At 68.8% G+C, this 13047-nt stretch carries 11 protein-coding genes; 5 read left to right on the top strand and 6 right to left on the bottom strand.

Annotated features, from left to right (window positions below; genetic code table 11):
* Nucleotides 1-19: 19 nt before the first annotated feature.
* Both FPY90_RS09725 and FPY90_RS09720 read right to left on the bottom strand, forming a co-directional pair.
* Nucleotides 20-964 (bottom strand): siderophore ABC transporter substrate-binding protein, encoded by a 945-nt coding sequence (locus FPY90_RS09725; RefSeq protein ID WP_498685253.1) that lies wholly within the window; start codon nt 962-964, stop codon nt 20-22.
* Nucleotides 965-1327: 363 nt separating this feature from the next.
* The gene (locus FPY90_RS09720; RefSeq protein ID WP_071216721.1) at nt 1328-2128 is read right to left on the bottom strand and encodes an SDR family NAD(P)-dependent oxidoreductase; all 801 of its coding nucleotides are present in this window, start codon (nt 2126-2128) and stop codon (nt 1328-1330) included.
* 241 nt (nt 2129-2369) lie between these two features.
* Here FPY90_RS09720 and FPY90_RS09715 point away from each other — a divergent pair, with 241 nt between their 5' ends.
* Nucleotides 2370-3416 (top strand): ABC transporter substrate-binding protein, encoded by a 1047-nt coding sequence (locus FPY90_RS09715; protein ID WP_071216722.1) that lies wholly within the window; start codon nt 2370-2372, stop codon nt 3414-3416.
* Between the two features lie 55 nt (nt 3417-3471).
* On the opposite strand, the gene FPY90_RS09710 is transcribed toward FPY90_RS09715, so the two are convergent.
* Entirely contained in the window at nt 3472-4266 is a 795-nt protein-coding gene (locus tag FPY90_RS09710) for an MBL fold metallo-hydrolase (protein ID WP_071216723.1), read from the bottom strand.
* A gap of 56 nt (nt 4267-4322) precedes the next feature.
* Between FPY90_RS09710 and FPY90_RS09705 the strand changes: the two genes are divergently transcribed.
* From FPY90_RS09705 to FPY90_RS09695, 3 genes are read left to right on the top strand one after another with little or no spacing between them, the layout of a single operon-like run.
* Nucleotides 4323-5408, top strand: coding sequence for a FecCD family ABC transporter permease (locus FPY90_RS09705; RefSeq protein WP_498685249.1), 1086 nt, complete (start codon nt 4323-4325; stop codon nt 5406-5408).
* On the top strand, nt 5405-6559 hold the full coding sequence (locus FPY90_RS09700; protein ID WP_498685247.1) for a FecCD family ABC transporter permease: 1155 nt from the start codon (nt 5405-5407) through the stop codon (nt 6557-6559). The genes FPY90_RS09705 and FPY90_RS09700 overlap by 4 nt, the downstream gene beginning before the upstream one ends.
* An 8-nt stretch (nt 6560-6567) precedes the next feature.
* A complete protein-coding gene (locus FPY90_RS09695; RefSeq protein WP_498685246.1) occupies nt 6568-8592 on the top strand; it encodes an SIP domain-containing protein in 2025 nt (674 codons plus the stop codon).
* Nucleotides 8593-8626: 34 nt separating this feature from the next.
* Here FPY90_RS09695 and FPY90_RS09690 read toward each other — a convergent pair whose 3' ends face one another.
* Entirely contained in the window at nt 8627-9088 is a 462-nt protein-coding gene (locus FPY90_RS09690) for a MarR family winged helix-turn-helix transcriptional regulator (protein ID WP_071216726.1), read from the bottom strand.
* Nucleotides 9089-9206: 118 nt separating this feature from the next.
* Here FPY90_RS09690 and FPY90_RS09685 point away from each other — a divergent pair, with 118 nt between their 5' ends.
* Nucleotides 9207-11117, top strand: a complete 1911-nt coding sequence (locus FPY90_RS09685) for an ABC transporter ATP-binding protein (protein ID WP_498685244.1) — start codon at nt 9207-9209, stop codon at nt 11115-11117.
* A gap of 148 nt (nt 11118-11265) precedes the next feature.
* Here FPY90_RS09685 and FPY90_RS09680 read toward each other — a convergent pair whose 3' ends face one another.
* Together FPY90_RS09680 and FPY90_RS09675 are read right to left on the bottom strand one after the other, a co-directional pair.
* Nucleotides 11266-11967 carry a class I SAM-dependent methyltransferase gene (locus FPY90_RS09680; protein WP_498685242.1) on the bottom strand — a complete coding sequence of 234 codons (702 nt, stop codon included), beginning with the start codon at nt 11965-11967 and terminating at the stop codon, nt 11266-11268.
* Between the two features lie 317 nt (nt 11968-12284).
* Entirely contained in the window at nt 12285-12992 is a 708-nt protein-coding gene (locus tag FPY90_RS09675) for an alpha/beta hydrolase (protein WP_498685240.1), read from the bottom strand.
* Nucleotides 12993-13047 lie beyond the last annotated feature (55 nt).

Below are 13047 nucleotides of genomic sequence, written 5' to 3'. Positions count from 1 at the left end.
TGCGACTGTGGGCGGGTGCCTACAGACCCGCAGCGACCTCGTCGATCATCTTTTCGGTGTTGTCCAGGCCGTAGCCGACCATGTACCAGGCGTTGGAATCCAGGTTCACGATCTTGTTGTTCTTGGCGGCGTTGGTCGAGGCGACCAGCTCGTTGTCCAGGACGGCCTTGGCTGCATCGCCCGAGGTGCCCATGGCCGAATCGCGGTCAATGACGTACAGGGTGTCGGGATTGTTCGTCTTGAGGAACTCGAAGGAGATCGACTCGCCGTGGGAGCCTTCGGACTTGACGTCGGCGACGGTGGCCACCCCGAGCACGTCGTGGATCAGGCCGAAGCGCGAGCCGGCGCCGTAGGCGGTCAGTTCGCCGCCGGAGGTCATGATGATCAGGCCCTTGCCGGCATCGGCGCTCTTGGCCTTGGTGTCGGCGATCTTGGTGTCGATGGCCGCGAGCTTCTCGGTGACCTTGGATTCGACGTCGAAGATTTGGCCCAGCTTGCCGGCCTGCTCCTTGAAGGAGTCCAGCGGCTTCTTGAGGTCCACGGACAGGTCGACGGTCGGGGCGATCTTGGAAAGTTCCTCGTAGGAGGTGGCGGTGCGGCCCGTGATGATGATCAGGTCCGGATTGCCGTTGGAGATGGCTTCGAAGTCGGGTTCCTTCATGGAACCGATCTTGGCGACGGAAGCGTCGTTGTACTTGGCCAGCGACTCGGGGTACTTGGTTTCCGGAACGCCGTCGGCTTCCAGACCCAAGGCGGTCATCGAGTCGAGCACACCCAGGTCGAAGGTGTAGACGGTCTCCGGGTTCACCGGAACCTCGGTGGTCCCCTGCGCGTGGGTGATGCTCACGGTCTTGCCGGAATCGGCCTGGGCACCTGCCTCGGTGGAGCCGCCGCAAGCGGTCAGGGCGAGCAGGGATGCGCCGGCGGCAAGTGCGCCAAGGACGACGCGAACGGGGGTCTTCACGATGATTTCTCCGATGGTGGGGCCGCTGCCCAAGGCCCGCATCAATTAGCGAACGACCTCGTGGCGTAAATGAACTTAAGTGAAACGCTATAGATAAGGCCTGCCTATGTGCAAACCGAGCAACCTTGATAGGTTGTCGGCGCCATCCGATCGCGAGGGTAGGTCTGCCTAAGGAACCCCTGCGACACGGGGAATCCGGGACACCCTCGCCCCGATATGTGATCTCGGTCACTCATGGTTTCGGGCGCGGCAAAAGGGCGTGCCGTGACGATTCTTGACCTCCGGCGACGGACGGGTGGCCCGTGCGGGGTGGAAGTAATGCAGTGGCTGGGCGGCCGGCCGGGGTGGGGGTGGGCGGCTTTGCTAGCGCCCGCGTCTGGCAAGGCGCTCCACCAGTGCATCGGGCGCGATCCGCGCCAAGGCGGTAGCGAGCTTGTAGCGCACCGAAGGGATCGATACGGATTTGCCCGCGTCGCTGTCGGCCAGCGCCTGCCGCACCACGCTCGGGGCATCCAGCCACCCCCGGGCGGGGATCTTGGTCTTGTCCACGCCCATGCGGTCGTGGAACTCGGTGCGCACGAAGCCGGGGCACACGGCGGTGACGGAGATGCCGCGGCCGGCATAGAAAACGTTGGCCCATCGGCTGAAATTCACGATCAGCGCCTTGGCTGCCGAGTAGCTGCCGCGCGGGGTGAAGGCGGCGACCGAGGCGACGTTGATGATCCTTCCCCCGCCGCCGGAGCCCATGGCGTTCAGTGCCGCATGCATCAGTACCAGCGGTGCCTGGGTGTGGATCCGCAGGTGGTCAAGCTCCTCGCCGAGGTCGTTGTCGGCGAAATTGCCGCGCAGGCCGTACCCGGCGTTATTGACCAGCAGGTTGACGGGTCGCGCGGCTTGGGCGAGGCGGGCGGACACCCGTTCGGTTCCCTCGTCGGTCACCAGGTCCGCGGCCAGCACTTCGACGTTGACGGCAAACTGTGCGTGCAGCCGTGCGGCGAGCTCCGCCAGCCGCTGCCCGTCACGGGCCGTGACCACCAGGTCGTGTCCGCGGGCCGCCAGTTGCGCGCAGAATTCGGCGCCCAGCCCCGAGGTGGCACCCGTGACCAGTGCCGTGCCCGGAGTGCGGTGCGGGTTGCTGGTTTCCGGCGGCAAGAAATCTTTCATGATGTGAGCCTAGTCACCGAATGGCCGGATGGCTTGCGAAATGACGGGCATTTGTCATCCCCGGCCACGGCGGCGTTCGGGCAATTAGGTCCGAGCTGTGTTGCGTAATCCGAATTGGTGAGGTTAGCCTTACTCGTCAGGTGTTGGTGTGACGGCCAATCCACAATTCCTGCCGACCGAGCACCTCCTCCTCCGTATCCATCGCTTTCCACCGCTGAATCGCAAAGGATTCCACACCCACATGAAGTTCACTCGACGCGCCGGCCTCATCGCCGCAGCAACCACCGCCCTTGCCTTGACCCTCAGCGCCTGCGGCGGAACCGCCGACAGCGCCCCGGCCAGCAGCACCGCAGCGGCAAGCGCCGCCTTCCCTGTCAGCATCAAGCACATCTACGGGACCACCGAAATCACCGAGGCACCCGAGCGCGTGGCCACGGTTTCCTGGGTCAACGCCGATGCGGTGCTGGCACTGGGCGTCGTTCCGGTGGCCATGGCCGAGGACACCTGGGGAAACAACAAGCAGGGCTCCACCGACTGGAAGGATGCCAAGCTCACCGAGCTGGGCGCCCCGATCGGCAGCGAGAAGGCCCCGGTTCAGTACTCCGAGAAGGACGGCGTGAACTTCACCGCGCTGGCCGAGGCCCAGCCGGACCTCATCGTGGCCGGGTACTCGGGCCTGACGCAGGAGGAGTACGACAAGCTCTCCAAGATCGCCCCGGTCATCGGCCCGATGGCACCGAACTACACCTCCGGCTGGCAGGACGTGACCACCGCCGTAGGCCAGGCACTGGGCAAGGACGCCGAGGCCAAGGCCGTAATCACCGAGGTCGAGGGCAAGGTCGCTGCTGCCGCCGAGGCGAACCCGGTCTTCAAGGACACCACTTTCATTGCCGGAAACCTGGAACTGTCGGACAACTCCATCAGCCTCTACGCCACCGGGGATTCGCGCCCGCGCTTCCTCACCGCACTGGGCATGACCCAGGCGGCAATCGTCGATGCGAACGCCAAGGACGGCGAGTTCTTCCTTCCATGGGCCGCGGAACGCGCGAACGAGCTGGACTCCGACATCTTCTTCACCTGGGCCGCCGAGGGCACCGGCACCGATGCGGTCGCCAAGAACAAGCTCTTTGCCCAGCTCCCCGCCGTCTCCAAGGGCGGGCTGGTGGCCGCGGCCAACGACATGGAGGTGCTCGCCATCTCGGCGGCGTCCCCGCTGTCGGTGCCCTACGCCCTCGAGAAGGTCGTCCCGGCCTTCGCTGCGGCCGCGCAGGCAGCCGCCGGCAAGTAGCCGGCCCGCACCACCCACGCACCGGCACCGATACAGGCGGGAACCACAGGCAATGTCAGGAAGCTTCGGACTCCTCAAGGTAGCGCAATTGCGCTGCCACCGAGATCTCGGCTGCCCGTCGCACCCGTGGATCCACGTCGGCGTAGACCACGTCGGTGACCTGGGCGATGGTGGGCGCAACGGCGGAATCTGCCCGGATCTGCGCCAGGGCGGCGCGGATCTGGGCCAGCCGTTCAAGCCGGTGCGCCCGGTATTCGCGCACGATACCGTGCAGGGACCCCAGCACCGGGCCGTGCGCCGGGAGCACCAGCGCATCGGGGCCGGCCTCCAGCTTGTCCAGCGAGGACAGGTAGTCGCCCAGGGTCCCGTCTGGCGCATCCAGGATGGTGGTGCCGCGGCCCAGGATGGTGTCCCCGGTGAGCATCGAGCCGTTTGCCCCGTCGTCGGGCAGCAGGAAGCCGAGCGAATCGGAGGTGTGGCCTGGGGTGGCCAGCACGCGCAGCCGCAGGCCCGCCGCGTGGATCTCCTCGCCGTCGACCAAGACCCCGGCCTCGCGGCAATGCTCCGGCAGCGCCGCACGCACCGGCGCCCCGGTGAGCCGGTGCAGCGTGTCGATGCCCTCGGTGTGGTCGTGGTGGCGGTGCGTGATCAGGATCAGTTCGACGGATTCGGCGGCCAGCGCACCCAGGTGCCCGGCGTCGTCGGGACCCGGATCCACGACGATGGCATGCTCGGACCCCGGTGCGCGCAGGATCCAGGAATTGGTTCCCTCCAGCGACATCGGTCCGGGGTTCGGGGCCAGGTGGAAGGCTGCCTGCTCGGAGACGACGGTGGCTTGCTGCTTGCTCATGGCCCCCAGTCTAGGGCCACGGCCCGCGCCTCCGCCCGGAACCGGGTGGACAATCCATGAGCGCTCCACCATCCGGGTCACGAACGTCCGAGGCCCTGCCGCTGTCCGCGCAGAAAACCGATTCCCGCGCGCCCGCCCGGCGCCCCGGGCTGATGCCCGCGCCGGTGCTCGGACTTCTCCTGGCGGCAGCCCTGGCCCTGGGGCTCTTCCTGTCCCTGCTCATCGGTGCCCGGCCCATCGCCCCGTCCACGGTCCTCGACGCGCTGGTGCACCTGGACCCGGCCAACGGGGACCACGCGGTCGTCGCCTCGCGCATCCCGCGCACCGTTGCCGGGCTGCTCATCGGCGCCGCCCTGGGGCTCGCCGGAGCCGGGATGCAGGGCATCACCCGCAACCCGCTGGCGGACCCGGGCATCCTGGGCGTCAACGCCGGGGCCGCGCTGGCCGTGGTGGCCGGCATCCACTTCTTCGCCGTGACCACGCTGCACGGCTACATCCTCTTCGCCTTCGTGGGAGCCGCGGGCGCCTCGCTGCTGGTCTACCTGGTAGCATCGCTGGGCCGCGACAGCGCCACGGGGCTGAAACTGGCCCTGGCCGGTGCGGCCATGGCCGCGGGCCTCGGGTCGCTGACCAACGCCGTGCTGATGATCGGCCAGGAGGCCCTGGACCGCTTCAGGTTCTGGCAGGTCGGCACCCTCGGCGCCCGCGAGGTGCCCGAGATGCTCTCCGTCGCCCCGTTCCTGGCCCTGGGCGCGGTCGCGGTGCTGGCCGGTGCCAGGCTGTTCAACGCGCTGGCCCTGGGCGACGACTCGGCCGTGGGTCTCGGCTTCCGCGTGGGCCGCGGGCGTGCCGTGTCGGCGGCGGGCGTGGTGCTGCTGTGCGGCGCGGCCACCGCGCTGGCCGGGCCCATCGGCTTCGTCGGGCTGATCGTGCCGCACGCGATCCGCGTGCTGGCCGGCGGGGACTACCGCTGGCTGCTGCCGCTGTCCATGCTCGCCGGCCCGGTGTTGCTGCTGGGTGCCGATGTGCTGGGCCGGGTCATCGCCCCACCGGCGGAAATCCAGGTCGGGGTCATGACCGCGGTGATCGGCGCGCCGCTGTTCCTCTGGCTGCTGCGCCGCGGAAGGAAGGTCACGCTGTGAGCCGCCAGATGCTCTCCCGGGTTGGCGACGCCGCCGCGGCTGCGCCCGCAATGGAGCGGGCCGAGGCTTCCGCCGCGCCGTCCGGAGGACGGCCTCCGGGCGCGCCGCGGCCCAGGCCCCGGCGCATGCCCCGGGCCCCGCGCCAATCCACACCCCGCGCCAAGCGCCGCATCGGCCCGGTGGCCCGGGTGAACCTGCTGGCCACCGCCGGCATCCTGGTTGCGGTGCTCCTGAACCTGGTGGCCGGGCGCCATCCCATCGCCCTCGACGAGATGCTCGCCGCCCTGTCCGGCGAACGCGTTCCGGGGGTCTCCTTCATGCTCTGGGAAGACCGGCTGCCGCAGGCCGCCGTCGGAATCCTGGCCGGGGCCGCGTTCGGCGCCTCCGGGGCCATCTTCCAGCGCATGCTGCGCAACCCGCTGGCCAGCCCCGACGTGATCGGGGTCGGCTACGGGGCGTCCGCCGCCGCGGTGGCGGGCATGTTGTTCTTCGGCGCCCAGGGGATCGGGCTTTCGCTGATCGCCTGCGCCGGCGCCCTGGCCGTGGCGCTGCTGATCTACGCGATTGCCGACGCCGGGAAGCACACCGGGGCCCGGCTGATCCTGGCCGGCATCGCGGTCGCCGCGATGCTGCAGGGCATCATCTCCTACCTGCTCACCCGCACCGACATCCGCATGGCCTCCGACGCACTGCGCTGGCTCACCGGGTCGCTGTCCGCCAGCACCTGGGAGCGGGCCGGAATGCTGGGTGCGGCACTGGCGATCCTGCTGCCGCTGCTTCTGCCCGCCGCGGCGAAGCTGCGGATCCTGGAACTGGGCGACGACACCGCCGCCGGGTTGGGGCTGCGCGTGCGGTCCACCCGGCTGGGGCTGATCCTGCTGGGGGTCGGGCTGTGCGCGGTGGCAACCGCGGTGACCGGCCCGCTGGCGTTCGTCGCGTTCCTGGCCGGGCCGCTGGCCCTGCGCCTGTGCAATGGCCGCAGCCACCTGGGCTCCGCCGCCGGCATCGGCGCCTTGCTGGTCACCACGGCGACATTCATCGCCACCAACATCTTGCCCGACATACAATTACCAGTCGGCGTCGTCACCGGCGCACTGGGAGCACCATTCCTGATTTGGGTCTTGGTGCGCTCCAACAAGGAAGGAACCTGAGGGTACGCATGGCACTTCTCGAAGCACAGGACCTCACACTCGCCTACGACGCGGTCAGCATCGTCGACGAGCTCTCGTTGCAGCTGCCCACCGGCGAGGTGACGATCATCGTGGGAGCCAATGGCTGCGGCAAGTCCACGCTGCTGCGCGGCCTGTCCCGGCTGCTGAAGCCCGCCGGGGGCAAGGTCCTGCTCAACGGCGAGGACATCCACACCCGCCCGGCCCGCGAGGTCGCCAAGATGCTGGGCCTGCTGCCGCAGACCCCGACCGCGCCCGACGGGATCACGGTGCGCGAGCTGATCGGCCGCGGCCGCTACCCGCACCAGGGCTGGTTCAAGCGTTTCTCCTCCGAGGACGAGGCCGCGGTGGCCCGCGCCATGGCCGTCACCGGTACCACCGACCTGGCCGAGCGGCCCATCGACGAGCTCTCCGGCGGGCAGCGCCAACGCGTCTGGATCGCCATGGCGCTGGCCCAGGAAACCGAGCTGCTGCTGCTCGACGAGCCGACCACCTACCTGGACGTCGCCCACCAGCTGGAGGTGCTCGACGTGATTTCCGAGCTGAACCGCACCCGCGGCACCACCGTGGTGATCGTGCTGCACGACCTCAACCTCGCCGCCCGCTACGCCGACCACCTGGTCGCGCTGAAGGAAGGCAAGATCGTTGCCGCCGGGCACCCCGCGGCGGTGGTCACCGAGGAGATGGTGAAAAACGTCTTCGGCATGCCGTGCCGCGTCATCCCGGACCCCGTGGCCGGCACCCCGCTGGTGCTGCCGATCGGCCGGCACCGGGTGCTGCGCGCCGAGTCGGTGCTGGCGGCCAAGGGCATCCACCGCACCACGAATCCCGATGCCCGGCTCGATGCCGGTCCCGTGCCGTCCGAGGTGCCCGCGGCCGCACCGGGAACCGCAGGCCCCGAGGCCGGCGGCGTTGCGGATGCAGCCACGGATTCCGTGGCGGAGGCAACGGCCGGGACCGCAGCCGCAACCGCCGAAGCGGACTCCCCGGCGCCCGCGGCCCAGGACGTGCCCGAACGCGCCGAGGAGATCAGCGAGATGCTGGCCTTCGCCACGCATGTGGTCGCGGTGCAGGGCATCGGCGAGAACTTCAAGCGCATCACCCTGGCCGGCGCGGACCTGGCGCACTTCGGCGCCGGGGATTCCCCGCTGGATCTGCGCATCAAGCTGATGATCCAGCCGGCCGCCGAATCCGGGGTCCCGGCTGCCGGGCTGCCCGCGGAATTCGCGTCGCTGCGCCCGGGCGCCTGGCTTTCCCGGGCGGAGGCCACCGGCTGGTACCGGCGCTGGCTCGCGCTGCCGGCCGAATCCCGCGGCGCCATGCGCACCTACACCGTCCGTGCCCTGCGCCCGGCGGGCCACCGGGACAACCGCGGTACGGAGGCGGAGATCGACATCGACTTCGTGCTGCACCTGCGCACCGAGAACGGCAAGCTGGCCGGCGGCCCGGCCACGGTGTGGGCGGCCCGGGCCAAGGCCGGGGACGAATTGCTGTTGCTGGGTCCCAACGCGGGCCTGTGCGGGCCCGACTACGGCGGCATCGAGTTCCGCCCCGGCTCGGCCAAGCGGATCCTGCTGGCCGGGGACGAGACCGCTGCCCCGGCGATCTGCTCGATCCTCGAATCGCTGCCTGCCGGGATCACCGGACATGCGCTCATCGAGGTGCCCGACACCGGGGACATCCAGGGTTCCTCGACCCGCTCGGGCGTGTCCGTGCAGTGGCTGCCGCGCGGTTCCCACCCGCACGGCGAGCTGCTGGCGGCCGCGGTGCGCGACGTCGTGGCGATTCCCGCCGCCGGCGCGGTGATGCCCGGGGCCGACCCGGAGGACGTCGACGTCGACTCGCAGATCCTTTGGGAGACGGCCACCGCCTCCACGCAGCCGTTCTACGCGTGGCTGGCCGGCGAGGCGGAAATGATCAAGGGCATGCGCCGCTACCTGGTCCGCGAGGCCGGCATGGACCGCAAGCAGGTCGCCTTCATGGGGTACTGGCGCCGGGGCAGGTCCGAGAACTAGGACCCGGTCGCCGGGGAGTTCCCGCGGAACGCGTTCAGCGCTCCGGGTGGCCGCCGAGCTTGCCCAGGATGCGGGCCAGCTCGGCGCGTTCCTGCGCATCGATCCGGCCGAAGTAGCTCTCCGTGTGCTCGCGGCGTGCCGCGCGGACTTCCTCGGTCAGCCTGAGCCCCTCGGCAGTCAGCGTGACCAGCGTGGCGCGGCGATCGACGGGGTCGGCGCTGCGGGCCACCAGCCCCTTGGCCTCGAGGTGGTCGATGACCTCGGTGGCCGAGCGCGGGGCAATGCGCAGGCGTTCGGCAACGTCCTTGAGCCGCATCCCGTCGGCGGACGCCGGGTCCGCGGCGTTGCGCGCGAGCGAGTGCAGGGCGCGGAACTGGTGCGGGGTCAGCTCAAAGGGGGCAAGGCGCTGCGACCAGGAATGGCGCAGCGAACGAAAAGCGCGGTGGAAAAGCTCCGAAAGGTCACCGGGAAGTGCCGGATTGTTGCTGGCTGGCATGCCCTCAAGACTACCGTCCGGCGGGTGCCGAATTTGACGGGCAACCACATAGTGAGGTAACCTCATCAATAACGTGGTGCGAGTCCCGCACCCACGACCACCACGAAAGGTGGTGCATATGTTGGAATCGAGTTCATCTTCCAGCACGGCCCGTTCGGGCCAGGGCCAATCGGCCAAGAATCACGCCGGTGCCGATCGGGCACCCGGCGGCGGGGGAGGCCGCGGCGGTCCCGTCGCCCGCCTGAACCCCGCGGACCTCAAGCAGGTCAGGCTCCACCCGGTGCAGCCGGCCCGGATCGCTGCGCTCTTCAAGCCGCACAAGCTCGCCATCGCCGTCGTCGTGCTGCTCATCTCCGCAGCCTCCGTCATCGGACTGGCCCAGCCGTTCCTGATCCGCGCCATAATCGACGACGCGCTGCCGCACCAAGACACCGTACTGCTCGCCTGGCTTGCCGGCGGGCTGGTGGCCGTCGCCGCGGCGACAGCGGCCATCGGCGTGGTCCAGACCTGGATGGCCACCAAGATGGGCCAGAAGGTCATGCACACGCTGCGGACCCGCCTGTTTTCCCACCTGCAGGCCCAGTCGCTGGGCTTTTTCACCCGCACCCGCTCCGGGGAGGTGCAGTCGCGGCTGACCAACGACATCGCCGGGATGCAGTCGGTGGTGACCTCCACCGCCACCTCGGTGGCCTCCAACCTGACCACGGCGGTGGCCACCGCCATCGCGATGGCCGCACTCTCCTGGCGGATGAGCCTGCTCTCGCTGGTGGTGCTGCCGCCGGCGATCTGGCTTTCGCGCAAGGTGGCGCTGATGCGCCGCGACGTGACCAGCAAGCGGCAGGCCGAGCTTGCCGGGATGTACACGCAGATCGAGGAGGGCCTCTCGGTCTCCGGCATCCGCCTGGCCAAGACCCTGGGCACCACCGGGCGGGACGTGGAACGCTTTGCCGGGTCCTCGCACCGGCTCGTGGACCTGGAAATGCGCAGCCAGTTGGCCGGGCGCTGGCGCATGGCCACCATGGGCATCGTGTTCGCCGCGATCCCCGCGGTCATCTACCTGGCCGCCGGCTTCCCCGCCACCTCCGGGGGGATGACCATCGGCACGCTGGTGGCGTTCACCGCGCTGCAGGGCGCGATCTTCCGCCCCATCATGGGCCTGCTGAACGTCGGGGTCCAATGGGTCACCGCGATGGCCCTGTTCAGCCGCATCTTCGAGTACCTGGACATGGACCCGGAAATCAAGGCGCCGGCGAACCCGGCGAGCCTGGACCCGGAGACCGTTGCGGGGCTGGTGCGCTTCGAAGGCGTCTCCTTCGCCTACCGGGACGGGCCGAAGGTGCTACACGGGATCGACCTGGAGCTGGCCCCGGGCACCGCGACGGCGATCGTCGGGCCCACCGGATCGGGCAAGTCCACGCTCGGTTCGCTGCTGCCGCGCCTGCATGACCCAAGCCGCGGCCGCATCACCATCGACGGCATCGACATCCGCGAGCTCGCCCCGGAAACCCTGAACAAGATCGTGGGCGTGGTATCCCAGGAGACCTACCTGATCCACGCCTCGATCCGCAACAACCTGCTGCTGGCCGATCCCGGGGCCGACGACGCAACGCTGTGGAAGGCACTGGCCAGCGCACAGATCGCCGACCTGGTTGCGGGTCTGCCCGAGGGTCTTGACACGCTGGTCGGTGCGCGCGGGCACCGTTTCTCCGGGGGAGAGCAGCAGCGCCTGGCCATTGCCCGCACCATCCTGCGCAACCCGAAGGTGCTGGTGCTCGACGAGGCCACCAGCGCACTGGACAACACCACCGAGGCGCTGGTGCAGGACGCGTTGGATCGCCTGGCCGTGGGGCGCACCACCTTGATGATCGCCCACCGGCTGTCCACCGTGGAAAACGCCGACCGGTTGGCGGTGCTCGAATCCGGAGCGATCGTCGAGCGCGGCAGCCCGGCCGAACTGCGCGATGCCGATGGCCCCTTCGCCAGGCTTGTGGCGGCCGGCGAGGAACGGGCCGCCGAGCTGGTCCCCTGAGCGGCGATTCCCGAGAGCCGACGGTACGCACATCCAGGCCAAGGGGCCCCGCCTGCGGTGAAGGCCCCATGGCAAACCCGGGCCCCAATCGGCCGATCCCGAGCCGGACGACCTGGTCCTTGCCCGCCGAAGCCCGGGAACGCCGCCGTCACTTCGCGCGGAGCACGAAGAAAATGAAGCTCAGGAACGAATCCCGGTCCTTGAATTGCGCAGGGACGATGTCCGGGGGCGCATCGGTCGAGTACGGTGGTTCGCTGAGCTCCTCGATCTGGAATCCTGCCTTGGCAAACGCGTCAGTCATGGCATGCAATGGCCGGTGCCAATACGTCAGGGTGGCCGGTTGGCCGTTGAAGGTGTGCTCATCCGAGTACTTCACGGGCTTGAAGTAGTCTGTGCCGGGGTTTGTCCAGGGATACAGGATCGGATGGTTGACGGACATGATGAGCCTGCCTTCCGGCCGCAGCACGCGCCGCATCTCGGTCAGCGGGCCCACCCAGTCTTCCAAGTAGTGGAAGACCAACGAGGCAACCACGTCGTCGAACGTGTCGTCGGCGAACGGAAGGGGCCGGCCAAGGTCCGCCACGAGCAGTTCCGCCCTTTCGCCCAGTCTTTTTCGGGCCAGATTGACCATTGCTTCGCTGGAATCAAATCCTGTCACGGTGGCGCCGCGTTCACCGAGCGCCGCAGCCAGCGGCCCGGAACCGCAGCCGGCGTCAAGAATCCGGCGGTCGCGGACATCCCCGGCGAGGTTGAGCATTGCCGGGCGCTCGTAGAATCCATTGAGCAGACTGGATTCGTTTTCGGCAGAGTACGCCTCGGCAAAGGTGTCGTAATTGGTGTCCTGCGGCATCTGGCAATTCCTCCGGAGCTTGGAAGGGGAACACGCATTTACCTGAGGCTAACAGCCCTCGACCCCTCCCACGGGGAGGAATCGCTGCCCTTGCCCGCAAGTCGCCCTAAGGCATGACTCGACGTATAACGGCCTGGAACGTCGTCTCCTGCGGGCATTCGCCATGCGGTCGACATGGGCATTCGGACGTAGGCGGTGGAGCCGAGGAGTGCCGATGGATCACCGGGCAATGGCGTCGGCTGCCAGGAGTACCATCCGACAGGTTCCACGCCCCGAGAGGCCCAAAGCTCCGTTCAGGGCAGACGACACTGCACGACTCACCCTCGCTGCAACAGCTCCAGCACTTGTTCGACGACCAGATCGGGTCGGGAAATGAACGGATGGTGCCCGGTCGGCAGTTCGACGGAGTGCGTCGCTCGGCTCGCGTGGAAGCGTTGCAACTCGACCGACGTGCTGCGGTCCTGCCCGCAGACGATGTACGTTGAATCGATTCCCTCCCAGCCGGCAGCACTCGTCGGGGTCATGAATGCCCCGGCAGCCTGTGCGGTCACCCGCTCCCACGCCTGGTGCTGGGTCTCGTCGTCTGCGTCCTGAAGGAATCGGGCTCCAAACGACGTTGCGTCGTAGCCGGACACGCTCAGCGTTCCGTCACTGTTGTCGCCGATGGATACCGGGTCGCCTTCGCCGCTCATGATCGCACCCTGAGACTGCCCGACCTCGGGCAGGTACGACGACACATAGAGCAGGTGCGCAATGGCCGGATGCCGGCCGGCTTCGGCGATAACGGTGCCGCCGTAGGAGTGGCCGACAACGATGGCGGAGTCCACCTCGCCCAGTGCGCCGCGCAGCACAGCCGCGTCCGCAATGAGGCCGCCAGCAACCTCTTCAGGTGCTCCCTCGCCGCAGGAGGGCAACGCAATGGCTCTGCTCCGGATCCCGGTGTGTTCGTGGAGCAGCTCTGCGGTCCGCTGCCACCACCACTGTCCGTCACGCACCAAAGCGCCGTGCACAAAGATCAGTTCCATGTAGAGCTCCTCACCTGGACCATTCGTTGGGTCGGTCCGCATAGGACGCCCGGAC

The organism is Arthrobacter sp. C2, assembly GCA_024207135.1.
Lineage (GTDB): Bacteria > Actinomycetota > Actinomycetes > Actinomycetales > Micrococcaceae > Paeniglutamicibacter.
Note: the sequence above shows the minus strand (reverse complement) of the source record. Positions and strands in the feature narration are given on the sequence as shown.